Genomic DNA, 26,127 nt, shown 5'->3' on the forward strand with positions numbered 1-26,127 from the left:
GCCTTTGAAGTTACCTTCTATGGTTAAGGGTTGGTTTAATCCAACTATCAGCCCTGAAATATTAATAACGCGTTATATTGCCACCAGCAAAGATAAATATTTTACTTTGCTGGTTAAGCAATTTAATCAGCCAATTTATCATTATCTATTGAGCCAATCTGATAAAGAAACCGCTGAAGATATTATTCAGTCGATGTGGTTAAAGGTGATGAACATTAAGGCGAGCCATCCAGTACACAGCAATGTTAAAAGCTGGTTGTTTACCATTGCTAGAAATACCTTAATTGATGAATTAAGAAGGCAAAACCGTTGGCAAACACAATCCCTTGATGAGCAGGGTGCGGCCACAGATATACAACTATTGTCGCAGACCAATAATCACTCACTGGAGCAACAATTTGAGTATATTGATAGATTAGCCCTTTTTAATCGAGCAATTACCTTATTGCCTTTTTACCAGCGAGAAGCTTTTATTTTTCAACAAGAAGGTTTTTCACTTGAACAAATTGCCGAATTAACCGGTGAAAGCTTTGAAACGATTAAAAGCCGTTTGCGTTATGCCAGAACTTATATTAAAAATTTATTGGAAGATAAATCATGAAACACCCATCCTGTGACGAAGAGATCGCCTCACTTTATCAACAAAGAAAGCAACAAGTCATTGCACCAGAAATTCATTTGTCAGCTTTGCAAAAAAGTAAAAAATCGCGATATACGCTGATGCAGTTATTGAGCCTATTATTTTTAGGAGCTGTGGCTTCATTTAGTATTTTAGCCGTGATAAGTCATTTTTCTAAGCAAGCGAACCTCCAAACAGCGCCAAAATCGCCAATAGAGCTGAGTGTCGTTGAATATCAAGAAATAACCCCAGAAGATGAATTTATTGCGGTTGTTATACCGCCATTAGCACCGAAACAACCTTATGTTGTTCCTGCTCAGTCTGAGAATGAAATTGCTCTGGGAGCTAATAATCGACCGGAGACGTTAATTGTTTCACTGCCTATTGATGTTGTCACTGTTTCAGTGACCGCCGATATTAAACCACCCACGTTATCTTTGGTGCCACTCTATCAAGAGCAACCAAAATATTCGGTTGACGCAATTAGAGCCCAACAATCAGGTACCGTAAAGCTGGCTTATAGTATTTCGCCACAAGGTGAAGTTTTAAATATTAGCACTGTCGAGTCGAGTGTTAATCGCGAGCTTAATATCTCTGCTAGAAAAGCGTTATCAAAATGGCGTTATCGTCGAGGAATATACAGTGAAGAGGGCTATGAAATTATTTTTGATTTCACGCTGAAATAAATAAATAAATAATTTATTTAAATTAATTTGAACTTATCAGGCAATAGGGGCTCTTATTATACGAGAGTTTATTTCCCTTAGTGTTTATGTTTTTATAAAGCGTTTCTTGGTTTCAAGAAACGCCTTTTTTTTGCCTTTTTTTCAGTGCTATTACTTATTTTCCAAACGATTGTAATCTAATAAACCAAACTCAATACCTTGATCATTGTTTAGTTGCTGATGTAGTTTGTCGGAAAACGTCCAAAAGTCTGTATTGGTACGTCTGACCGCATAACGACTTTTCAAATTAAAGTAATCATCTTTTGTTTTCATATTTTCTATTGCAACAATAAATTCAGCCACTTCTTGCTGACTAATATTAAAAAACGCTTTCGGGTAAGTCCCTATGGCGCCTCTGGCTACGGTGAGCGTATCTTCTGCTTGTAGCCGACGCTTTTTCTCTGCAAACAAATGCGCTACATTACTATGGGCAGAATTTCTTAACAGGGTAAATACCTGACTTGTGTTGCTATCATTTACGACAACAAAGCTGACTTCTGGTAGTAAAGAAACACTTTCACCAGTTAAATTTTCCAGGCGTTTGAATTTATAGTCATTAATTGACGACGTTAATTGATGACTATTATTGTGTGTTGTTGCGGTATGCTCTTTGAGTAGTTGGTATAACTCTGCTTGGGGTTGGTCAGTTTGGTATTCAATCCCCGAATCGGGCAAATCAGCGAAGTTAGCTAAAAAATTATAGTCATTAACATCCGAACTTGTCTCGCGATACCATAGGTCGTGGGTCTCTTTTCGAACTTTCTGGGGCAATAACATTAAAAAAGCTGATTCACCCTCCATACGTAAAAAGTCCATATATAAACGGGTTTTTAATTGATGAGCAACATCGCCATAAACATCAAATCCAGCAACTAATAAGTAATGAATGCGCTCAAGTAGTGGGTAACCAATCACCCAGGCAGACTTGGGTGGCTTGCCAACAAAACCTTTAACCACTGAAGCACTGTCAAAATGCCGGAAAATAGTCAGTGCAGCGTTAGGATTATTTTCACCACTCCAAATTAAATCAAGGTCAATATTGCCAGCTCGCAGATCAAGGCTTTCAATAAAGGCTTTTTTCGCTGCGACATATTCTTTTTGTCGACTGGCATATTCGCGCCAATCTAGAATCGATAATACGCTGCTGCTGGTTGCTGCTGGAAATTGTAAGAGTTTGCTGTGTTCAACTAAAAACTTGTTAATACCAAACATATCAATATTCTCTGGGTTCTCAAAAGCCACCCAGAATTGATCTTCAATAACATTCAGGGCAATTTGACCTCGGCAAACCGGTCCTTTAATGAAATTCATAATTGAAAATTGCGCTTCATCAAGCAAAAAACGATAACGAGATTCAAGAGGCAATGCCTGAAAGGTAATAAAAGGGTTTGATGCATATTTTAGTTTATAGCCAGGGAGTTTCTCTACCGTGTAATCGGGGCTAAAAAACAGCGCTTTATAGCGAGTAAGTTTCGCTAAATCAAAACGGTAAGGCATATGACGTTTTGCTAAAACGGTGGCTTGTTTTTTCTGTAAACGGTAATAAACGCGCTCAACGTTAGGGTCTTCAAATGGGCGACGAGTGGTAATAATTTGCACCGCTTGTGTGGGTGGTGTTTTTGAACGAACGATATTAAAAAAGCTTTGCTGGCTAGCGTCAAAATATAAATTGGCTAAATATAAGTGTTCGTAAAGATATCGGCCAACGAGCTGTTCTTTTTTAGAGTCGCCATTTAAAAAAGTCTCCCATTTTTCAACCATAACAAGCTCAGTCGCACTTGGTGCAGTAGGCGCAGGCATTTTTGCACCTTCAGCTAACCATAGCGTTAACTGTTGGTATTCATCATCAGGTAAATTAGGTAAAGCGTAAGGCATGCCACCTAAAGGGTTATTTTCTTGATAATGTTTGAATTCATCTATGGTGGGGCATTCTTGCTGGCGGTTTAGACTAACATCAAATGCTTTCGATAAAATCACCTCGTCAGGTAAGGGATTATTACGCTTTAGCTGTAGCATTTGATACATCAAGCTGCTGGCTAAGTTGGCTTGTGGTGATTGCTGGCGTTCATTTAAAACAGGATAAAACTCTTCATTACGCCATTGGTCAATTGTTTTAGGATTACCTTGGATATTAGTTACCGGGATCGCTTGTAAACGGGCACCATCATAAACAACAGTTTTATTGGCGCCTCGTTCAATACCGGCAATAGATTCCATTTTTAATTGGCAAGGTGCATCGTAACAGCCATGACAAACAATACAGCGATTTTCTAAAATTGGTCGCACTTGATTATGAAACAGCTCGCTTTGTTGTGGCGTTATAGCCGTAACATTGCTGCGATGAATTGGGTTTGAAAAGCCGTAACGGTCATCAAGCTCAACATAAGTGATCGTTGCACAACCTGAAATAAAGATGAAAAGTAGTAATAATTTAAAAAAACGCATTAAAATCCTAAAGCATAAAACGTGCAGTCAATCGCTGCTTAAGCTAACAATTTTAATATAAATAGCCGATAAGGTTAAGTGCTTTTTTATTAGGGCATTTTTATGCATTAACAAAGCACGATGAATAATGCGCTATTTGTAGCCGTGTTATTTATGAGGAGGTGAACCCTATCTGTGGTTTATATCGGTAATAATAATCAGATAATTACTGGGTTTGGGATAAAGCGGCCCATTTATCTATATTGCTTGTTTTTTAGATGATAATAATCACAACTTATTGATAGAATCTATAACGATTGCCAAGACTCAAGGCGAATGTAGTGTCTTATAAAAACAAACCAAAGGGTGGATTATATGTATTTAGGTCAGTGCTTGTGTGGCACGATAAACCTTAAAATTAGTGGGGCAATAAGTGATATCATTCACTGTCATTGTTCATTATGTCGAAAGAATAGCGGGACGGCTTTTGCTACCAACGGTTTTATTAATACCGCTGATTTTGAGATCACTTCAGGTGAAGCGTTTTTAACAACCTTTGCCTTCAAGCCTGGTAGAAACCGTCACTTTTGCTCAAAATGTGGTTCGCCTGTTTTTAGTTCAAATGAGCAAGACCCAACAAGGCTGAGACTTCGTTTAGGTATAGTTGATTCTGATATTTCAGAAAGACCTATTTCGCATAACTTTGCTACCTCAAAAGCAAACTGGGAAGATCTTGATGAAAACCTTCCAAGATACGATGCTTTTGAACCTAGCCGAAAATAATCTCTATTTTGAAGGTTAAGTCCATCGCTAAATCATAATTGTGCAGTGTGATAAAATTTTCATATCACACTGCCTTCTCAATAATAACGTTTTAGCAATGATGTTGTATCCCAAATCACAACTTTTCCATCCGCGCCTGAACTGATCAACACTTTACTGTCAGACGATAGATTTACATTACTAACATCGTTTTTATGGCCATTAAGTCTTTGTATTACATTCCCTGTTTTAACATCCCAAATTCGAACGGTAATGTCATTTTCATCAGTCTCGTATGCCCATTGATATTGAAGAAATTCACTGAACATGCCTTTGTCGCGACCACCGCTTACTAAAAAGGAGTCATCATGACTAAATGTTAAGTCGTAGATAGAATATGAATCGTCTTCTAATGTATTGAGTACTTGCCAATTAGTGGTATCCCATATTTTTATCGTATAGTCATCGCCGCCGGAAGCTAGAAGCTTACCGTTGTGACTAAAGGCTAAATCTAAAACCGCTTGGTTATGTTCTTTTAATGCTCTTACATGCTCACCAGTGAACGCATTCCACACATTAATAATGTTATCTTCGCCACCGGTTAACAGAGATTTACTATCAGGAGTGAAGGCCACGCCCCATACATCGCCTTCGTGTGCAGATAAGGTTTTTGATTCACCAGACGTTAAGTTCCAAAGACGGGCGGTATCGTCAGCGCTTACACTGGCTAAGCTTTTTCCATCGGGGCTGAAGGCTAATTTAACGACCATGCCCTGATGACCAGAAAATGTATTAAGTAACGCTCCGCTGGAAACTTGCCAAATTCTTACGTTATTATCATAGCTGCCAGTAGCGAGGATTTTGCCGTCATGACTAAATTTAACGCTAGGCACTCCTTCTGGGTGTTTAAGCGATTGTAATACTTTGCCGGTATATCTATGCCAAATTTCAACGTTAGGTCCTGAACTTCCTGTGGCAATAAGTTCGTTATTTGGGTGTAAATCAGTTTTACAAATACTGTTTTTATGAACAACGCACTTGGTGTATTCTTTAACGCTTTGACTCGTTAAATCTTTAGCTGTGGTGTTGTTACTGCATCCAACTATCAGTGTTATTCCAACGATAAATATCGTTATTTTTTTTAAAGTTGTTGTCATAATTATTCTTAAGCTATTTCACTAAATTACTATCTAACCAACTCACCATATAACTGGCTAGTTGCGTATCACTGTCAAGTAAAGGGTAACCATGTGCAGACCCTTTATAAGCAATAAATTTACTATTCATGCTTTCAGACGCCGTAAATAATTTTTGCGCACTAAGGTAAGTGCCGGTATCCATTTCTGAAGCGATGATCAGAGTAGGTTTGTCCGCTAGCATCTTTTTATAGCGCGTAATGTTTTCATCAGGCTGACCTGATGAGAAAAAACCAATGAGATTTACAGGATTATTTTCTGCTAAAATAATGGCTTGAGAGCCACCACAACTTGCGCCAACTACACCGACTATACCTTTGTCTGACATTTTACTTTTCAAATGGTCATAAGCGAGTTGAACATCACTAGGCCAATGTTTAGACACCTTTTGCCAAGCGGCACTTCGTGATTCTCTTGGTAATGCTTGAACCTTTTGAACACTAAATTCATCGTTAGCACTGTCACCAAAGCCTCTGAAATCTAAACTCAAGGCATGAATGCCCTTGTCTGATAATTGCTGGCCGATGTCGTTATACATGGTTCTATTGTAATTACATTGGTGCAATAACAATACCGCGCGATCACTGGTTTTATTACTCGGGTAATAACTCGCTTTTAATTCAAAGCCTTGGTCGGTGGTTAACGTAAGGTCAGTTGCCTGACTTGATGCGGTAACTGCAAATAACGCGGCAGACATTATTTTTATAAAAGTGTTCATAAATTTTCCTGTTGTTTTGGCTGGCCCGTTAATTAATCGGTTTACTCTAAACTAACCAATAGATGAGTTTATTAAAACAGCAAAGCGTTAAATTGTCGAAAAATTAGGCTTATATAATGTAATAGGTTGTGTTTTAAATATTAGAACGTTTATGTATTGCTATACCAATCAGCCAAATCTTGCTGGGTATCGATATCTTTTTCGGTATGAGGAAGGTTTACTGTTTGAAGGTTTTCTTTATTAGTATATAAAACAGACTTAGCGCCTTTATCACCCTTTAAGAGCATTAAGTCGGTAAAATAAACTGAGGGGAAAATAGCTGGTGGCATGAATTCTTGCCCTGCTTTTGCACAAACTAACGTGTTTGGTAACGCTAAAGACTGTTTTATTAATGCGATATAGTCATCTGCAGTTAAAGCAACTTGATCAGCCAATGCTATCAAAATATGGCTGATGCTACTTTCATCATCCTGTGCATCATTTAGCATGTGTTCAACAGACTGTGCAATGGTATGACCTAAGCCTAAATGTGCCGCTTCGCAATAATATAAGAGGTCGGGGTCGTCTAATAATTCGCTTATTTGTTGATGATAACGCCCTGTCGCGACACCAATATTTTTGTTACTGATATTCAGTGTCTTAAGTGCTAAAAACAGTTGTTGTAAAGCATGTTCGAGTAAAGTTATTGACGTTTCTTGTCGCTGTACTTTTGCGAGTACCTTAATACCGTTAAAGCGTTCACTTTTACCTGCCGCCAGTAGCACTATTTTCAAGTTATAATCGGGGCGTTTCATGGTGTTATTGTTCGATGGCGACGACTAAAGTACATGGCTAATCGACTGAGCACTTTTGTTAAATAAGCTGGCATGGCACTCGGCAAGTATCGATAAGGCTATGCTCTCAGGCAAGGTTCCACCGATTTCAAGACCCGCAGGGCCGGCGAATGTAAACGATAAAGATTGCTCGACAACTTCAGCCTGAGTAATAACTTGCTGTTTTCTATTGTTTGGACCAAGCAAAGCTAAATATTGAATATTGGTGTTAGCTAAAGCTTTTAGAGCCTGTGCATCAATCGAGACATTATGGCTCATCAATATGGCGGCGTTAACATCTTTTTCTGCAGCAAAGGTGGTCAGTACTTCGGCTTCGCCTTTTATAATATGGCTAACATTTGAAAAATATTCTTTTCGAGCATTGGCGGGACGTGGATCCCACAACGATACTTTCCAACCTAACTGTTCAGCCATATTGACCAGCGGACGTGCGTCAATACCTCCGCCAACAACAAGCAGATGAGGTTCGGGTACAATCGGGGTTGCTAACCAGTTTGTTTTGTCATCGTTATTTAAGGGGGAGGGAATTAATGTCGCTGTTGCCGCTATATTCGTGACTTTTTTCGCTTCGAAATAAGCTTGCGCATCATTGCCTTGCTCGACAATACTTTGATAAAGGTAGCCAGAAATACGATGCTTAAGTGCGTCGTAAACTTGCGCCAATGATAAATAGTCATTAGCGGCATGGACTTGCTGCAACATTATATAAATCGTGCCGCCACAACCAATACCCAGATGAAAAGATAAATCATCTTCGTCAGTTCCATCATAGCAAACCAACATTGACTTGTTTGTTTGCATAACTTTTCTGGCATTAACACCGATATCTGACTCTAAACAGCCACCACTTAGCATACCTAATTGATCACCTTGGCTACTAAATAACATCATAGCTCCGGGTTTTCTGTAACACGGGCCTTCGGTCTGGTAAATAGTAGCAAGTACCCAATCAGCGTTATCTCGATGCGGGTACCATTGCGCTAATAAGTGCGATAAATGATTGCTCATAGGAAAAAGTCCTTGCTGAGCAATACGTGTTGTTGCTCGAAATTGCTACAACAATATAAAAAAATTAACAATAAAACGTTCATTTAATCCTTACACTGACATCGGTTTAAAAGGTAAATCTCTATAGCGCTTACCTGAAGCGGCAAAGACAGCATTGCTTAATGCGGGTGCAAAAGGAGCAACACCGGGTTCGCCTAATCCTGTTGGGCTTTCATCTGAATCAGGAATATGAACCCTAACATTTGGCATATCGGTAATACGCATAACGGGGTAATCATGAAAATTTGAATTAACCACGGCACCTTCTCTAAAGGTTATCTCGGTGCTTAATGCTAATGACATGCCCATAACAACGGCGCCTTCCATTTGCGCTGTTGCGCCATCAAGGTTAAGTACTTGGCCACAATCTATCGCACAGTCTACATTTAATACTTTAATATCATCACCGTTGACTTCAACATGTACTGCCATGGCAACAAAGCTTTGAAAACTATAGTGCACCGCTAAACCAATAGCTTGGCCTTTTGGTAGTGATTTACGGTTCTCCCAGCCTGATTTCTCAGCAGCAATGGCGAGAATATCTTTAGCTCGTTTGACGTTTGCTTGCTGTTCTTTATTTTTATTGTTATCAAAAAGTTGATTAACAAAAGACAAAGGATCTTTATTTGCTTTGTACGCTAATTCGTCGGCAAAGGTACTAAAAGCAAAACCATAGAAAATAGCATAAACTGCCCGGTACCAACCAATACGCGTATGAGCTTTGGCATCGCCTGATTCGACACGACAATTCTCAATACCAAATAAATGATTAGTAATATCTTCTAAACTATTCGCCGGTGTTCTAACTAACGAAGGGTCAAATAAGGTTGATATTGAAGGAAAGGCGGCGCGATGTAACCAACCGGTCACGTTTCCTTGGTCGTCCATAGATGCTTCAATGTGTTGGGCATTTATCGAGTGATAATAGCCCGTACGCATATCTTCTTCGCGGGTCCACGTTAGCTGAATTGGCACACCAGTCTTTTCTGAAATAACAGCGGCTTCATGAACGTAGTCACACTTAAATTTACGACCAAAAGCACCACCGGCCATTGCTACATGCACCACGATATCTTTTGGCTCGCGTGTTAAGTATTGCCCTAATACTTTTTGAATATCGGCAGGGCTTTGTGTTGACGCCCATACTTCACAGGAGTCTTTTTGCACCCATACGACACTCGCATTAGGCTCCATCGGTGCATGTGAAAGATGTCCTCCGGTATAAGTGGCTGACATTTTATGTTTTGCTGCGCCAAACGCTTTTTCAATATCACCACGTTCAGCGGCTAACGTTGCTGGTTTTTCAACATTTTTAACCAGTTGCTGTTTATATTCTTTGGTGTCGTAAATAGCATTTTCGCCTAAATCCCAAGTTATTTTTAACTTTTTCACCGCTTGTTGTGCCGTCCAGCTATTGTCAGCCACTACGGCAACACCGCCAATAGAACCAAACGGGATGTTAAAACGTGGAATTTCGATAACGTCAATAACACCTTTCATTTTCAAAGCCTCGGTTTTATCAAGGCTTTTTAAGGCGCCGCCTAAAACAGGACAATGGATCATGGCCGCATATTTTAAGCCGGGTAGTTTAGTATCGACACCATAAATACGTTTACCGACCACCACTGCTGCCTGATCATGACGAGGTAATTCTTTACCTATGTAATTAAAATCACTTTTCTTTTTAAGCACAGGTTTTTCAGGTATCGGCATATTGGCAGCAATACTTGCTAATTCACCATAAGCGAGTTTTTGTTGATTAGTTTTATTAATAACAAAATGTGCTTGAGCAAAGCAGTTTTCAGGAGAGGTTTTCCACACTTTTGCTGCTGCGGCAATTAACATCGCTTTTGCTGTCGCTCCAGCTTCACGCATAGGCTGGTACATTACGCGGATACTCGCTGAGCCACCTGTTGCTTGCGGACCATATTTTTCGTCGGCGTCACCTTGCTTTACCGTAACACGCTGCCAATCAGCTTCCATTTCATCAGCGACAGCAGAAGGCAGGGCAGTACTAATACCTTGGCCCATTTCGCAGCGGCCACAATAGATAATAGTATCGCCATTTTCAGCCAGGTGAATAAAAGCGTTAAGTCCATCACCACTGTCTTTGATAATGCCCTTTTCTGCTAAGGCATTCATCGGTAAAGCAACACTTATCATTAAACCACCGGTGGCTAGACCGGCTGTTTTTAAAAAATTACGACGGCTTACGTTTGAAATGGTCATACTAAACCTCCTTACTTAACGTGTCAGCAGCTTCAACGATGGCTTTTTTAATGCGTTGGTAGGTACCGCAACGACAAATATTACCTTGCATTGCCGTATCAATTTCAGCTTCAGTGGGGGAAGCATTAACCGCTAACAAGCTCGCCGCATTCATAATTTGTCCGGCCTGACAATATCCACATTGGGGAACATTATTATTTAACCAAGCTTTTTGTAACGGGTGGTCACCCTTTTCGGATAGTCCTTCAATGGTGGTGATTTTTTTATCAACCAAGGTACTTACTGGAGTAATACATGAACGTATGGCTTGGCCATCAACGTGAACGGTACAAGCACCACACAAACCACTACCACAGCCGAATTTGGTGCCAGTGAACTCCAAGTTGTCTCGAAGAAACCATAAAAGTGGCATATCACCATCTACCGTAATTTCATGGGCTTTTCCGTTGATTATCATCGACTGTTTCATAAGTACTATCCTATTTTTGTGTGATCCTAGATTAGCTTGATATGGCCCATTACACAAAAGTAAAATCGGCAAACAATCAAATATCTACGACCAAAGACAGATTGTGCTGTTATCAGCGCTAAAAGTCAGGTTTTCACATAATTATTGTCTATAATTTATTGAAAACCTGTCTATAGTTAGTGCAATATTAAAACAAAACTCTAAGGCTCACATGTGTAGCAAGAAAAAACTAATACTGTTGTTATTCATTATTTTTAACCTACTGACGTTTACTTCCTCACAAGCGCAGACCCTTCGTAATGACGAACCGATAAAAATTGTCTTAAACGATTGGACAAGTCAGTTGGTTTTATCTCATATTACAGCCGAATTATTCGAGGGCATGGGCTACTCTGTTATTTTTTCAAAAAAAACCACAGGTGCTCAATGGGGGGCACTGCAACGTGGCTTAGCACATGTACAAATGGAAGTGTGGCAAGGCACCATGGAGAAAATGTATACCCGCATGATAGATGAAGGTGGCATTATCGATGCAGGTTCTCATGATGCGAAAACGCGTGAAGAATGGTGGTTCCCTGACTATGTGCTAGACCTCTGTCCGGGCTTACCCTCTTGGCGAGCGTTAAATAGTTGTGCGCACTTATTTGAAACTAAAGAAACCTCACCGAGGGGACGCTATCTTGGAGGACCTTGGGAGAAACCCGATGGGGCGAAAATAAGAGCACTAGACCTTAAATTTAAAGTAGTTACTGCTAACAATAGTGATGAGCTTTGGGAAATACTCGATAAAGCGATACGTAATAAGCAACCCATAGTGTTATTTAATTGGACACCTAATTGGATTGAAGCAAAATATAAAGGTCAATTTGTTAAGTTTCCACGCTACCACTCTGACTGTGAAACAAAACCTGAATGGGGCGAAAATAAGAATTTTTTGCACGATTGCGGAAATCCTACCGATGGTTGGTTAAAAAAAGTCGCTTGGCATGAAATGCCAATAAAATGGCCGTGCGCATTCGAAACACTCACTAAAATTAACTTTAGTAACGCAATGTTAGCTAAGTTGGCGTACGAAGTAGATGTAAACAAATTGACCTATCAAGAAGCCGCAACACAATGGCTGGCAGACAATCAACAGCTTTGGCAGTCTTGGATTTCACCATCGTGCCAAATAACAAATAAAATAACAGGTTAATTCGAGTGAAAAAAAATAAAATTTCAATTAATCATTCCATTGGTTTTACTCTACTACGTGGTGTTTTTTCTATTTATATTATTGTCGCGATTGTTGTCACTTTGACACATATGACAATAGAATATTTCAATGTAAAACAAATGATTAAAAATGATCTCGTGCTTTATCAATCCACTTACGAGCAGCCTTTATCTGATGCTCTGTGGGATCTTGACGAAGACCGCATAAACACCATCATCGATGGCGTTATTAAACTGCCTTCGATAACATCGGTGCAGATATTTGATACAAACAATAATATTATTGCTCAACGAACAAGTGACGTTCATCTTGCTTCTAACGAAATCATTGCGGTTGATTTTTTAATCGATCATTATTTTGATATTGAATATCGTCGTGAAGACGAAAATTCATTGGTGGGTGTTGGCGTATTCTATTCAGATAGAGATGTCATACTGAGCAAGTTAAGTACTGGCTTTACGCTAATCATTATTAACTCAATTATCAAAACGCTGGCGCTTTGGGGGATATTTCTTTGGTTAGTAAGACCCATGTTAATTAAACCCCTTGAAGAATTTAGCCATGCTGTAGAAAAATTAAATGTTGATGATTTAGACGACTTTAAGTTGAAAATAGACTCTCCTAAACGAAATGAATTACATGTACTTGCCGATAGTTTTAATCAAATGGCTTTTCGCCTTAACGGTTCACTTCAAGAGATAAAAGCAAGTGCCTTTGCACTTAATCATGCAAATAATTACCTAGAACAATTACTGTTAAGTGCCCAAGAAATGATGCAGGTAAATGACAAAGAAGCGTTATTTAAGCAGTATGTACAGTTTTTACACAAAGGTGTCGACACCTTGCAATCTAGTCAGTTAACGATTACTTATTTGAATCGGATCACTAAAAGTGCCAATGAATTTACTCATGTAAATTATCAATTAAGCGCTGAAGTGATAAAAGGCCATTCATTACTTCATTTTATTAAATGTAGTGAAGAGACCACTGATCAACTGCCTGTAAAATATCAAGCGTTAGCAGCAAAGGCCTTTATGGTGAGAAATGAGATGTCGTCTGAGCTTGTTGTTCCCTTAATGTCAAAAAACCAGCTATTGGGTGTCGTCACACTAGGCTTATTAAAAGAAACCCCACTATCTTTGGCTGATCACTCATATATAGAAACCTTGACTCAACTTTTGGTGCTAATTTTTACTCAGCTTGATAATCAACAATATTTGGAATTTCAAGTAAAAAAACGTACCTTGGAACTTGAACGTTCATATCAAGAAATTGAACAAAAAGCGTCAGAATTAGAAAGGGTAAGTAATTATAAATCACAGTTTCTAGCAAACATGAGTCACGAAATACGTACTCCAATGAATGGTATCTTTGGCTCGCTGCAGATTTTACAAAACTCTGTCGACAATGAAGAATCACATGAGATTATTTTAACCGGATTGTCATCTTGTAAAAGCTTGTTAACCATTTTGAATGATATTTTGGATTTTTCTAAAATTGAGGCAGGCAAAGTAGAGTTTGAGGCCAATTCTTTTGACTTAAAGGAACTGCTCAACAATCTTTATAATGAATTTAAACCGATAGCGGTCGAAAACTCAATCACATTAGCATTGAATTTTGATGATCATTTTCATCAATATTGGCTAGGTGATGTAACGAGAGTAAAGCAGGTCTTGATTAATATTATCTCTAATGCACTTAAGTTTACTCATCAAGGTAGCGTAAATATTAATATTAGTGGCTCACAAGAAGTCGTTATTAAGGTGATCGACACGGGCATAGGCATGTCTGAATATGCATTGAACAGTATTTTTGACCGTTTTGAACAAGCGGATAAGTCGACGACCAGAAAATACGGTGGCACCGGTTTAGGTGTTAATATCGCTTTGAATTTAGCTAAAATGATGGGGGGTAATATAGAGGTACAAAGCAAGCTAGGTGAAGGGAGTTGTTTCGTTATTTCTTTACCTTTGACTCGAACAAATAAACAGAAAATATTGAAAGAAAAAGCACTTTTGGCGACACCGCAATTAAAAAACATCACTATTTTACTTGCTGAGGATACTGCTATTAATCGCACCATATTTAATAAGTTAATGGCGCCAACCAGTGCCAATATATTAATGGCGAAAAACGGCGCTGAATGTATCGAGCTGTTTAAAACTCATCATCCTAAGGTTATCTTTATGGATATTCAAATGCCGGTAATGGATGGTGTTGAAGCCTGTAAAATTATTAGAGCAAGCTCTAATATTCCGATCGTTGCGATAACGGCAAATGTTATGAGTGAAGATGTTGAGTTATACAAAGAGATAGGCTTTGATCGCGTGCTAAGTAAACCTGTACAGCTACAAGAGCTTTACGAGGCTTGTACTAAATACATTGTATGATGGGCATATTTCGATTTTAAGTTATGTTGAGCAGGCGCGATAATCCTTTGATTATCTTGTGATAAAACAGCAAATTTAAAACTTTGGAAAAATTTGATTTCTGCCAGCATTTTTCGCTTGGTAAAGCTGCTTATCTGCACAGTTGATCATTTCATCAATGCTTTGGTTGTCTTTGAATTGCTCAATTCCCATACTCATCCTGACATTAATATCATGGCCTTCATAATGAACAATATGGTGTTGGAGTTTTTCTTGGATTTTTTCTGCTAAAACATGGGCACTTTTGGCTTGGGTTTGCGGTAAAATAAATAAAAACTCTTCTCCACCCCAACGAGCAATACAATCTTGCTCCCTCATACCATTGGTAAATATTTTTGCCAACTCAATTAATACTGCATCACCCGCATTATGACCGTACTTATCATTAATTTTTTTAAAGTGGTCAATGTCACATAAAATAATAGATAAAGATTCTTTACTTCGAATGACACGTGCTTGTTCTCGTTTTAACAGAGTAAGCGCAGCACGGCGATTAGATAATTGGGTTAGGGGATCTAAATGCGCCAAGCGTTGATATTTTTCACTTAGTTTTAAGGTGTGCTGATAAGATTGATCTCTTGAATATTCATATAGAGCAGAAAGAAAAGTCACGGTTAAAAAAGAGTATAATAAGCGTAATTTAAATTCAGTACTGTAGGCAGTATGAGGAATGATTTCCGTAGGTATGCTCATGATTGCAATAGATATTATTACAAAGAACATAATCTCTATCAGACCACGTTTTAGGCCATGAACAAATACTGAGACAGGAGCAACAATAAATATCCATAGTGGACCTGTATTCTCAACGCCACCAGTATATATAAGGTAAAACATTAATATATATAAAGAATATAAAATGATTGCAGAACTTAATTTAACATTGTTAAATTTTTTGTGTGCATAATAGCCGATGAAATAAATGAAGCTGGCGATGAATAACGATATCGCTAAAACAAAGTTTTTGTTAAAAAGACCAACAATTCCCATAACAGCCGTTATCGACATACCTACTAATGCAAATAATGAAATGACATGAGGTTGATGAAATTTTTCGTTATCAAAGTGGTTCATTTTAGCTTATTCTCACAAAATCCTTTTTAGCGAAGGTGTTATTTGGCTGTTTATTTGTTCACTATAACAGTTTGTATAATGGTTTTAAATATTTACTAATCTCTTAATAACAACCGTTTATTCGATGTTTAATACTTTTTTTAATGGCGCTAAGTAAGGTTCAAAGTGACGCCATTGCTCGGTAGCACTTTTATAAATCGGCTGACGGACTTGCTCAGAGCTTGGCGTTTTAATGGTGCGTTTGGTTTTATGAAAATCAACACAAGATTGTTCAAAGCTTAAGCCACAAAAATCAAGTATTCTTCTGACCTGCTTTTCTAAGTCATCAACAACATCTTCGTGATTAACCGTTAAAACAAATCCCGGCAGTACTTGCTGCCAATGAGCCATTAATTTCAGATAAGCCAGGTAGTAACGGCCAATGTCTTCAAGGCGGTAACTGAAATCTTGTCCTTCGGCAAATAATTGCTTAAAACCACTAAAGCAACAAGCCATTGGTTGGCGTCTTGCATCAATAATTTTCGCGTTTGGCAGTATTAATTTAATCAAACCTATGTGTAAAAAATTGTTGGGCATTTTGTCAATAAAAAGGGGTGCCTGTTCACGATAGACACGTGTTTCATCAATAAATTGTTGACCGAAGCGTTTAAAATATGTCGGATTAATTTCAGCTAAATTTTTGGGGTATTGGCTTTCTTTATGGCTTTCCTGCTCATTTTTATTATTCTCGCGCCCGCGTAACCTCGACGCTAAGCCTAAAATGTTGTGCAGTTCCATCGTGCCATCAACTTGACTGTGTGAAGCCAGTATTTGTTCAAGCAGGGTTGAACCTGCACGGGGTAAACCCACAATAAAAATAGGATCAGGTGAGTTAAGGCCTAAATTGCGACGAACTTCAAATAACTCGTGGGTACAGTATTTTATTTGTTCAGCGACTTGTTGTTCTATTTTATTAATGTCAAAGCCATTGCTAGCATGCTGTAATTCATTACCTTGCTGATAAGCTTCAAAGGCTTGCTGATAGTCTTCTCTGTCTTCAAAGGCTTTACCAGTAGCAAAATGTAATTGCACTTTGTCGGTTATCGCCAAATTCTCATCCGTACGCTGGTGTTGCATTTTGGTGATTTCTTCATCACTAAAGCGGTAGGTTTTCGTATTGGCTAAACTCCAAAATGCATCACCGTAGCTGGGGTTTAATTGATAAGCTTTTTGGTAAGCAGTAACCGCTTTTTTGATATCGCCTTGAGCTTTTAGCGCATGACCAAGTTGTAAATAGAAACCGGGGATCTTGCTATCTTGTCTGATGGCTTGCTCAAACAAAGTTATAGCTTGTTCTATTTTACCTAAGCCGGTCAACGTATTGGCTTTGGCGATCTTATAGCTAAGATTGTCTGGTTGTGTCAGTAGTAATATTTCAACCTGCTGCTCTGCGGCTTTATATTTTCCTAAACGGATAAGAAGGTTTAGATATTGAGAGCGTGCATGAATATGATCAGGGGCTAATTCAAGGGCGCTAGCCAGCAAAAATTCAGCATCGTCATAAACTTTTAGCTCCATACCTATTTCAGCAAGTAGGCACATGCCATCGACATGACGCTTGTTGTTCTGTAAAAAATGTCGACAAATTTGCTCTGCCTTTAATAATTTCCCTTCATACATTAATTCGGTAACTGCCAGTAATGCCGGCGGTAATTTTTTCAATTTTTCGAGATGGTTAGCTGCCTTTTGCACTTGTTCTTGTTGACTGTCTTGTCGATAAAGTTGAATTAGCTCATGCCAACTACCCACTAAACTTGGATTAAGTTGTACGGCCTTTTCAAAGGATAATTTAGCTTGCTTAACCTTGTTTAAGGCTAAATGCGTATAACCTTGTTCTTGATTTGCTCGGCTGTGCAGGGCATCAAGTTTAAGTAACGCGTTAATACTGGTGAGTGCTTGGGTAAACTCTTTGCTATAGCGCTGGGCAATAGCCATTAAATACCATAATTCAATGTGGTCTTGCTGTTCGGTGACTTGTTGTTGCAGTGCTTTACTTTGTGCAATCGCTTCGCTAAATTTTGCCGTTTGGATTAAGGTTTGAATCGATTTTAAGTGTGTTTCAATCGGGGGGACAGTTGTGTTGTTCAACGATTTTGCTCCAAGGCAGTTTAACAAGTGGTCTTGCTCTGATGAGATACTCTATCAATAAAAAGCCGCTTGATACAAAGTTCAAGCGGCTTTATTTAGTTTTTAGTTAAAAGTTAATTAACATTAACGCTTAATAAAAATCATACGAGAATCTAAAACCTACAGTACGAGGTCTGTTAGAAACAACTTTTGGCGTATATTGTTGTGTATCTACGTATAGAATGGCACTTTTATCAGTTAAGTTATCGATAAAAAATTCTGCTTTCCATTCGTCGTTAGTCACACCAAAGCTTAAGTTGGCCAAAATGTAACTATCTTGAATGTAACGGCCACCGGCAAAGGTTTCTCCGTTACTACTTTGATAGTTAACACCTTTATAGACATCAGCTTCTTTTTGAATACTTAAACCTGAACCTGTGCCATAAACTAAATTAGTCGCATCTTCGACCATGTAAGCATCCATCGCCATACCCGCAAGTCTTTCGCCGGTATAACTGATTGAACCGTTAATATAACCGGTTAAATCGCCAGAGATATTATAGTAATATTCTGCTTGTAGGTTGCCTGAAAATTTAGCTGAATAAGGTAATCTACTACCAACACTTGGTGCAATGCCATCAAGTACGTCATTAACTGATGTTAATTCAGTATCAATTAAGCTGAACGCGCCCGAGATAACTAAGTTGTCAGTCACTACCCAGCTAAAATCACCATCAATACCTTTGATCTCTGCATCACCTACGTTATCAGTAAATACTAAGAAACTGATATTGGTTGGGTCATAGCGTGAGGTCTGTAGATCAGATATTTTTGAATAATAAGCTGTGGCATTAAAGCGTAGTGATTGGTCAAATAAGGTTGATTTAAAACCAACTTCAATGTTATCTAAGCTATCGGTAGTTGAGTATACGGGTATACGGAAGCCTTCAAAAGCGCCTTCTTGGTTTGCAGCAGAACCACCACCTACACGGTTAGTAACCGGCGGTCTAAAACCTTCTGAATATGAGGCAAAGACCATCACATCGTCCGTTACTTTCCAATCAACAGAGGCTTTGATAATCGTATCATCTACGGTTAATTTACCACTATTATCAAGTAAACTTGTGTCTAACTGACCGCTAGCAATAGCTTCTTTAATGGCCGTTGCTTCTTCTTCACCAAAAAATTCGTTTAAGGCAGCGTCACTTCCGTCACCAAAGGCACGTAATCGACCACTAACATCAGCGGTTGTTGTCGACCCTTTATAAATGTCATCAATTTGATACCAACGGGCACCAAAACTTGCGGTAACTGTGTCGGTTATGTCATAAGCAAACTGACCAAATACCGCGACTTGATCTATCGTGTGGGTAACATCATTAACAAAGCTGACTTCAGCAGGGAAAGGCCCACCATTACTGTTAATACCTTCACTACCAACAAGAGTTCTTTGTAAATCAGGAAAAAGTTCAGTATTGGCTATTTTAAATTGACCCACTGATGATACTTCTTGCGTGTCATAAAAAACACCAGCCGTAACACGCCAGTCTTTATCAGCAGGCGTATTGAAACGTAGCTCATGAGTCATACGAGAGGTACTAGTTTCTTCTTTGTAATACTTAGTTGGGTCAAGACACTCTTGTGCTTCAGGTGCACTTGCATAGTTACAAACATAATAAGCTGAAAATTGACCACCATTGGTATAACCGGTGTAATCAATCGTTGAATTAATATCTCTGTCTAAGTAACCACCAGTATAAACGATATCAAGTTGCTCAAGGCGACCTTCTAGTGTCCAGGTGGTTAAACCAAAATCATCATTATTATTTTCTGGTACAAAACGGTTTGTTGATGTTTGACCTTCAAGATTTGGATCATAAGAAAACACACCTTCAGTATCGAGAGACTGTTGAGTGTGTTGAACTAAAAGGTTCCATTCGTCATTGATCAAGTATGAGGCACCAAAACGTGCACCAGCATAATTAGCAGTGTTAAAGTCGTCTTCTACTAAAGCATCGTTTTGTGGTGCGGTAGTTGGAGTATTTTCTGGATCAGCTAGTTTAGCAAAATTAGCTGAAATTCTATCAATAACTACTGCACTACCGTTGTAACCACCTTGACCAGGGACATTGCGAATATTATCTATCCAACCGCCTTGGTGATCATTGTAAGTAGCAACACGAACAGCAAGTGAATCTGTTAAAGACATATTGAAATAAGCTTCAACAGAATTACTTAAGTCCCCACCTTTTGTGGTACTTGTGCTGGTATCAAAACCGGCAGAAAAACCATCATGGTTTGGTTTTTTGGTAATCAAGCGAACTGTGCCCGATTGCGAGCTAGCACCAAAGAGTGTGCCTTGTGGCCCAGGTAAAACTTCTATACGTTCAACATCAGTCGCGTAAACATCTAAGTTACGTCCTTGCATGGAAACGGGTTGTTCGTCTAAGTAAAAAGCAACTGACGGTTGCAATGCCTGTACTGACGAGACAGATATGTTTGTTTGTGCGGTAGCTGCACCACGGATATATATTTCATTTTGTCCAGGGCCAGTGCCCTGAAAAACAACATTAGGTAAAAATTCTACATATTCGTCAAAATTTGACACCCCAAGTTTTTCTAAACTAGCACCCGTTAAGGCGGTAACGGTAACAGGAACATCTTGAATAGACTCTGTGCGTTTAGTTGCAGTAACTTCAATAACTTCTATCGTTGCTTTTTGTTGCTTTGTGACTTCTTCAGCAGAGAGAGCGCTCGATGCAGCTAGTGCTGTAAGCACAGCATAATGCAACTTAGTGAATTTCATATTAAGTATCCCTTGGTGTTTAATTATGTTTTGAGTTGATATTATTAGAGTTCTAACTATATTTATTCGCGTATAGCTTAACAAAAAATAGGACTTATAGATAATTTTTACAAATCTTTATATATTAGTTGGTGTATTTGTGTTTCTAATAGAGCATTTGTTCCTCTTTAAATTTTCTTGTGTTGTATACAGAATTGTTTACAGCATGGCTTAAGTCGATATAATATCAATACTAATTAAAATCAGGGGAAGAATTTGCCTACAACCGTTAAGAGTCAATTAAACAAGAAGGTATTTGGCAGTGCCTCCGCTATTATTATTGCCTTGTTAGTTTATACCGCTGCACTACCTCAACAGGCGCAAAGTTTATTCACACTTATTCAAACGAGTATTATTGAAAATGGTAGTTGGTTCTATGTACTGACTGTCGCATTCATCTTCTTTTTTGTTATCTTTTTAGGCGTTTCTCGTTATGGCGATATTCGCTTAGGTCCAGATCATTCAACACCTGACTACACCTTAGTCTCTTGGCTGTCGATGCTCTTTGCTGCTGGAATGGGCATTGGCTTAATGTTTTTTGGTGTCGCAGAACCCTTAATGCACTATTTGTCACCACCAACAGCAGAAACAGGTACGGTTGAAGCCGTGCAAGAAGCAATGAAAATGACATTTTTTCATTGGGGACTTCATGCCTGGGCTATCTATGCCATTGTTGCCTTAGTATTAGCCTATTTTAGTTATCGTCATAACTTACCATTAACGTTACGCTCTGCGCTATATCCTTTGATTGGAGACAGAATATATAAATGGCCAGGACATTTGGTCGACATTTTTGCTGTGGTGAGTACGGTCTTTGGTGTTGCTACTTCGCTGGGCTTAGGTGCCTCACAAGTTAATGCGGGTTTTGGTTATTTATTCGGTATTGAAGTCTCAGTCACTAATCAAATAATTATTATGTTTGGTATCACGTCACTTGCGGTTATATCAGTTGCCACAGGGCTAGATAAGGGCATTAAAATACTTTCTGAAACCAACATGGTTTTAGCGGTGATCTTATTATTTTTGATTTTTGTGCTCGGTCCAACAGTCTTTTTATTACAAGCCTATTTACAAAATATTGGTGATTATTTAGCGGATATTGTTCATAACACCTTTAATTTATTCGCTTACAAAAAGACTGACTGGATAGGTGGCTGGACAATCTTCTATTGGGGCTGGTGGTTGGCGTGGGCACCTTTTGTTGGTTTGTTTATTGCCAGAATTTCACGTGGCCGTACTATCAGAGAATTCATTATCGGCGTTATGCTAATACCCACGGTCTTCACTTTATTTTGGATGACTATTTTTGGTAATAGTGCGATTGATTTGGTTTATAATCAAGGCATTGTCGAATTAGGAGAGATGGTCAGTAAAGACTCATCCGTTGCCTTGTTTGTCTTTCTTGAAAACTTCCCATTATCTTCGGTGTTGTCATTCTTTAGTGTCTTAATGATTGTGATATTTTTTGTCACCTCCTGTGATTCAGGCGCTATGGTCGTTGATATGCTTTGCTCGCATGGCAAAAATGATACGCCGCTATGGCAACGTGTTTATTGGGCGGTAGGTATTGGTATCGTTGCGGCAATATTATTATTGGCTGGTGGTCTTAATGCCCTCCAAACCATGACTATTGCCAGTGCTCTACCTTTTACTATCGTATTATTACTGGCCATTGCAGGCTTGATTAAATCGTTAAGAGTTGAAGCTTTTAAGCAGGATAGTCAGCTAATTACAGCAATACCTCACTCAGGTAATGAGAATAGTGATAGTTGGCAAATGCGCTTGAAGAATGTTGTCGATTTCCCCAACAAAGCTAATGTCAGTAAGTTTGTTACGCAGACAGTCGTTCCAGCATTTGATTCCGTCGCTAAAGAGCTACAAGCTAATCAAATCAATGTTGAAATCTCACACGACGATGGGCTGACGTTAATTGTTGACCATGGTGAAGCACAAGAGTTTGTTTATCGGGTGTTAGCTCGTAAGTACTCTCAACCTGACTATGTTATTGAAGCCAATGAAGCGGAAGATGAGCAAAGTTATTATCGTGCTGAAGTTCACTTGGGCGAAGGTGGTCAAGACTATGACATTATGGGCTGGTCGAAAACGGCAGTGATCAATAATATTATTGATCAATACCACAAGCATTTGCATTTCTTACATTTGTTACGCTAATAGACAACAGCTCGGGTTAAACCGAGCTGTATTTACTTATTAGATGCGTCAGCTTTACTACTACTGCTGGCGCTCATCGCATCAAGCTCTAATAACGGAGCCGCATCTATTTCATTTGCATCCATCATTCCAGCCAATCGTTCCATAGATGAAAGCAACTGTGATTGCTCCCATTGCGCTAAATTCGAAAATTTATCAATAAAATGCTCTTGCAATGCTTGGGGGGCATTGAGTAAAAGTGCTTTACCATCCTCGGTTAAATATAAGCTCACTCTACGTTTATCTTGGGTACTACGTATTCTTGAAACTAAGCCTTTATTCTCTAGCCTGTCCAAAATATTGGTCACGGTAGCAGCACTTAAATTAACATTTTTGGCTACTTGGCTTGAATTTATACCAGAAACTTTATCTATTTCTAGCATAATTAATAATTGTGGACTGGTTAAACCCGAAGTTTTATTAAGGTGTTTTGAATGTAAATCGATTGCCCTGATGACTTTCCTTAAGGCAATTAATAATTGTTGATGTTTTTCCATTACAGTGTGCTTCTTACTTTAATTACTATTAGTTTAATCAAAAAAAACAGCAACACCTAGACAAATTACCTAAATAGGCGTTATTAGATGGTTTTAAAGAGAAATTTAGAAAAACCCTATAACTAAAGGGACTTGAACCCACGGTAAGCGAAAATGGCATCACTGATGGTTTTATTTAATATGTTATAGGTGTGCTTATACAGAAATGGGATGTCTAAAGGGACTTGAATCCACGGTAAACGAAAATGGAATCACTGATGGATGTGTGTTTTCTTTGAGATAAACTTATAAAGAATGGGGTGGCTAAAGGGACTTGAATCCACGGTAAGCGAAAATGGAATCACTGATGGATGTGTGTTTTCTTTGAGATAAACTTATACAGAAATGGGGTGGCTAAAGGGACTTGAACCCTCGACAACCGGAATCACAATCCGGGGCTCTACCAACTGAGCTATAGCCACCACTGATATTACTTGAAGCGCCCAGTGATAAGGCGCGGAGAGTATATTGTATTTTTAAGCAGATTGACAAGAAAAATTTTTGCTTTTAAGCGTTTTATGGGCAACATTCTGCTTAACTGTACTTTTTGCTGATTATTAACTTAATTTTAGATGCTGTTTTACTAATGTCTCCTCATACTGTATTTTTACCTTAGGTATTAAAATTACTATCCAGCGGATAATTTGGCGGTATAAATGTCACTAGACAAAATTTCTGAACAATTAAATAAGCTAACACCAGGTAACACTAAAAAATTACCGCCGATAGAATCATGGAACCCACCGTATTGTGGCGAAATTGATCTACAGGTCAAAGGTAATGGTGACTGGTTTTATGGCGGCACAATATTTAAACGGTTATCGTTAGTTAAACTTTTTGCTTCTGTTTTATTAAGAGAAGTCGCTGGTGATCGCGACGAGTACTTTTTAGTGACACCCGCTGAAAAAGTTAAGATTATCGTTGAAGACGCCCCTTTTGTATTAACGCAATGGGCTTGGCAAGATGATAACAAATCAATAATGACGGTTAGTACCAATGTAGATGACGAGTTCGTGCTTGATGAAACTCATCCGTTAACGATGAATGCTAACGGCGAATTATATGTATTAGTGCGTCGTAATTTATTGGCAAAAGTTCACCGTAATGTTTATTACCAATGGGCCGATTTAGCACAAGAAGAGGTTACAGAAAAAGGCGTTGAATTAATTTTTTCAAGTGCTGACCACAAGTTTAGTTTAGGAAAAATTGATTAAATTTCTCACCTTTATAGTTATTTATTATTTATAAAGGTGAGAGTTCCGCTTAAATTACCCGCGAGAAGCGCTGTTGGTTAACGTGTTGTTTCATATAAGCATCAAAACTCATGCAAATATTACGAATCAACAAACGCGCTTTCTGATCTACTTTAATAAAATCAGCCGTATTTTCAACCAAACCATCACTGATAAAAGTTTTCAGTAGCGGTAAATCTTCAGCAAAATATTCTGCAAAATCGATATCGTACTTTTTACTGATCTGATGTTTATCAATATATAAATTACACATTAATTCACGAATAACTTCGCCACGGATCACGTCATCTGTTGATAAGCTAACCCCTTTCACTTGTGCATTTTTTCTAGTATCTATCGCTTTATAATAGGCTTGCAATTCTTTAATATTTTGACTGAAAGAAGTACCGATATTACTAATAGAAGAAACACCTAATCCTAACAAGTCACAACCACCCTTTGTAGTATATCCTTGGAAATTACGGTGCAGGGAACCCTCTTTTTGTGCAATAGAAAGTTCGTCATTAGGTTTAGCAAAGTGATCCATACCAATGAAATCGTAGCCAAATCCACAAAGCTTTTCGATGGCAAGTTTCATTAAGGCAAATTTTTCTTGCACGCTGGGTAACCATTCGTCACGTAATTTACGTTGGGCAGCAAATCGGTTTGGAATATGTGCATAGCTAAACAATGAAATACGGTCGACATCCATCTCATGAGCTTTGTTAAGCGTTTTTGTAAAGGTTTCTATAGTTTGGTGAGGCAAACCATAGATCAAGTCGATATTAATTGATTTGAAGCCCACTGCCTTTGCATGGGCAATAAAGTCGCTAATAAATTCGGTTGATTGCACACGATTAATTGTTTCTTGTACTTTTTTGTCAATGTCTTGTACGCCAATACTTAGACGATTAAAACCTAAATCAAAGAGGTGTTCGGCAAGGTTCATTTCAATTTCACGCGGATCAATTTCTATACTCATTTCTACATGTTCAGCAAAAGTGAATTTTTCTTTTAATAAAGAGACTAATTTTGTGATTTGGATATGGGTTAAAAAGCTGGGTGTGCCGCCACCCCAATGGAGTTGTTTAACGGTGTATTCAGTAAAAAATTCAGCTCGTGAACTAATTTCTTCCGCTAAAAACTCTAAGTAGGTATCGGCCTTGTCACGGTGGCGGGTAATAACTTTATTACAACCACAGTAGTAGCAAAGGCTATGGCAAAAGGGAATATGTACATACAAGGACAATTCACGGTTGGGTGAATCTTTCACTGCTTGGATGAAATCTTGTTCAGAAAATTCATCATGAAATTCTAATGCCGTTGGATAAGAGGTATATCTAGGTCCACTGGTATTATATTTAGACAGTAATTTAGGGTCAAAAAATTGATTTGCTTGCATGGTTGGTTACCGAGTTAGCCATTACTTATATACGCGTTATCAATCAAAATATAG

Annotated in this window: 19 protein-coding genes and 1 tRNA gene; 7 read left to right on the forward strand and 13 right to left on the reverse strand. The window is 38.5% G+C overall.

Translation table 11 applies throughout. The features are described 5' to 3' along the window. The first annotated feature begins 4 nt into the window (after positions 1–4). Together H4J56_RS11060 and H4J56_RS11065 are read left to right on the forward strand one after the other, a co-directional pair. Positions 5–601 (forward strand): sigma-70 family RNA polymerase sigma factor, encoded by a 597-nt coding sequence (locus H4J56_RS11060; RefSeq protein ID WP_182221443.1) that lies wholly within the window; start codon positions 5–7, stop codon positions 599–601. Further along, entirely contained in the window at positions 598–1,305 is a 708-nt protein-coding gene (locus H4J56_RS11065) for an energy transducer TonB (RefSeq protein WP_182221444.1), read from the forward strand. Before H4J56_RS11060 ends, H4J56_RS11065 begins: the two co-directional genes overlap by 4 nt. A gap of 150 nt (positions 1,306–1,455) precedes the next feature. Here H4J56_RS11065 and H4J56_RS11070 read toward each other — a convergent pair whose 3' ends face one another. Further along, positions 1,456–3,789: a fatty acid cis/trans isomerase gene (locus H4J56_RS11070; RefSeq protein WP_182221445.1), complete on the reverse strand. Its 2,334-nt coding sequence runs from the start codon at positions 3,787–3,789 to the stop codon at positions 1,456–1,458. A gap of 354 nt (positions 3,790–4,143) precedes the next feature. Between H4J56_RS11070 and H4J56_RS11075 the strand changes: the two genes are divergently transcribed. Continuing rightward, positions 4,144–4,551, forward strand: coding sequence for a GFA family protein (locus H4J56_RS11075; protein WP_182215367.1), 408 nt, complete (start codon positions 4,144–4,146; stop codon positions 4,549–4,551). Positions 4,552–4,628: 77 nt separating this feature from the next. Here H4J56_RS11075 and H4J56_RS11080 read toward each other — a convergent pair whose 3' ends face one another. The 6 genes from H4J56_RS11080 to H4J56_RS11105 form a co-directional block, all read right to left on the reverse strand. Next, the gene (locus H4J56_RS11080; protein WP_182221446.1) at positions 4,629–5,687 is read right to left on the reverse strand and encodes a WD40 repeat domain-containing protein; all 1,059 of its coding nucleotides are present in this window, start codon (positions 5,685–5,687) and stop codon (positions 4,629–4,631) included. Between the two features lie 13 nt (positions 5,688–5,700). Continuing rightward, complete coding sequence (locus H4J56_RS11085; RefSeq protein ID WP_182215370.1) at positions 5,701–6,444, reverse strand: S9 family peptidase; 744 nt, start codon at positions 6,442–6,444, stop codon at positions 5,701–5,703. A 149-nt stretch (positions 6,445–6,593) separates the two neighbouring features. Then, positions 6,594–7,238: an NTP transferase domain-containing protein gene (locus tag H4J56_RS11090; RefSeq protein ID WP_182215372.1), complete on the reverse strand. Its 645-nt coding sequence runs from the start codon at positions 7,236–7,238 to the stop codon at positions 6,594–6,596. 24 nt (positions 7,239–7,262) lie between these two features. Beyond that, positions 7,263–8,285, reverse strand: a complete 1,023-nt coding sequence (locus tag H4J56_RS11095) for an XdhC family protein (RefSeq protein WP_182215373.1) — start codon at positions 8,283–8,285, stop codon at positions 7,263–7,265. Positions 8,286–8,375: 90 nt separating this feature from the next. Next, the gene (locus tag H4J56_RS11100; protein ID WP_182215375.1) at positions 8,376–10,553 is read right to left on the reverse strand and encodes a xanthine dehydrogenase family protein molybdopterin-binding subunit; all 2,178 of its coding nucleotides are present in this window, start codon (positions 10,551–10,553) and stop codon (positions 8,376–8,378) included. A gap of 1 nt (position 10,554) precedes the next feature. After that, complete coding sequence (locus H4J56_RS11105; protein WP_259364808.1) at positions 10,555–11,022, reverse strand: (2Fe-2S)-binding protein; 468 nt, start codon at positions 11,020–11,022, stop codon at positions 10,555–10,557. 211 nt (positions 11,023–11,233) lie between these two features. Between H4J56_RS11105 and H4J56_RS11110 the strand changes: the two genes are divergently transcribed. Together H4J56_RS11110 and H4J56_RS11115 are read left to right on the forward strand one after the other, a co-directional pair. Continuing rightward, the gene (locus H4J56_RS11110; RefSeq protein WP_182259316.1) at positions 11,234–12,217 is read left to right on the forward strand and encodes an ABC transporter substrate-binding protein; all 984 of its coding nucleotides are present in this window, start codon (positions 11,234–11,236) and stop codon (positions 12,215–12,217) included. A gap of 5 nt (positions 12,218–12,222) precedes the next feature. Then, positions 12,223–14,628 (forward strand): ATP-binding protein, encoded by a 2,406-nt coding sequence (locus tag H4J56_RS11115; protein ID WP_182221447.1) that lies wholly within the window; start codon positions 12,223–12,225, stop codon positions 14,626–14,628. 75 nt (positions 14,629–14,703) lie between these two features. On the opposite strand, the gene H4J56_RS11120 is transcribed toward H4J56_RS11115, so the two are convergent. The 3 genes from H4J56_RS11120 to H4J56_RS11130 form a co-directional block, all read right to left on the reverse strand. Next, positions 14,704–15,741, reverse strand: a complete 1,038-nt coding sequence (locus H4J56_RS11120; protein WP_259368185.1) for a GGDEF domain-containing protein — start codon at positions 15,739–15,741, stop codon at positions 14,704–14,706. A 117-nt stretch (positions 15,742–15,858) separates the two neighbouring features. After that, a complete protein-coding gene (locus H4J56_RS11125) occupies positions 15,859–17,868 on the reverse strand; it encodes a tetratricopeptide repeat-containing sulfotransferase family protein (protein WP_182259317.1) in 2,010 nt (669 codons plus the stop codon). 130 nt (positions 17,869–17,998) lie between these two features. Beyond that, positions 17,999–20,653: a TonB-dependent receptor gene (locus H4J56_RS11130; protein WP_182230588.1), complete on the reverse strand. Its 2,655-nt coding sequence runs from the start codon at positions 20,651–20,653 to the stop codon at positions 17,999–18,001. Positions 20,654–20,908: 255 nt separating this feature from the next. Between H4J56_RS11130 and H4J56_RS11135 the strand changes: the two genes are divergently transcribed. Beyond that, complete coding sequence (locus H4J56_RS11135) at positions 20,909–22,864, forward strand: choline BCCT transporter BetT (RefSeq protein ID WP_182215383.1); 1,956 nt, start codon at positions 20,909–20,911, stop codon at positions 22,862–22,864. A gap of 32 nt (positions 22,865–22,896) precedes the next feature. Here H4J56_RS11135 and H4J56_RS11140 read toward each other — a convergent pair whose 3' ends face one another. Both H4J56_RS11140 and H4J56_RS11145 read right to left on the reverse strand, forming a co-directional pair. Continuing rightward, entirely contained in the window at positions 22,897–23,400 is a 504-nt protein-coding gene (locus H4J56_RS11140) for a MarR family winged helix-turn-helix transcriptional regulator (RefSeq protein WP_070375187.1), read from the reverse strand. 385 nt (positions 23,401–23,785) lie between these two features. Beyond that, positions 23,786–23,861: transfer RNA gene (locus tag H4J56_RS11145), tRNA-His, on the reverse strand. 234 nt (positions 23,862–24,095) lie between these two features. On the opposite strand from H4J56_RS11145, the gene H4J56_RS11150 reads away from it, so the two are divergent. Next, a complete protein-coding gene (locus tag H4J56_RS11150; protein WP_182180442.1) occupies positions 24,096–24,653 on the forward strand; it encodes a DUF1285 domain-containing protein in 558 nt (185 codons plus the stop codon). Positions 24,654–24,702: 49 nt separating this feature from the next. Here H4J56_RS11150 and hemN read toward each other — a convergent pair whose 3' ends face one another. Beyond that, a complete protein-coding gene (gene hemN, locus H4J56_RS11155) occupies positions 24,703–26,073 on the reverse strand; it encodes an oxygen-independent coproporphyrinogen III oxidase (RefSeq protein ID WP_182221450.1) in 1,371 nt (456 codons plus the stop codon). Between the last annotated feature and the right edge of the window lie 54 nt (positions 26,074–26,127).

Source organism: Colwellia sp. BRX8-4 (assembly GCF_014077345.1).
Taxonomy (GTDB): Bacteria; Pseudomonadota; Gammaproteobacteria; order Enterobacterales; family Alteromonadaceae; genus Colwellia_A.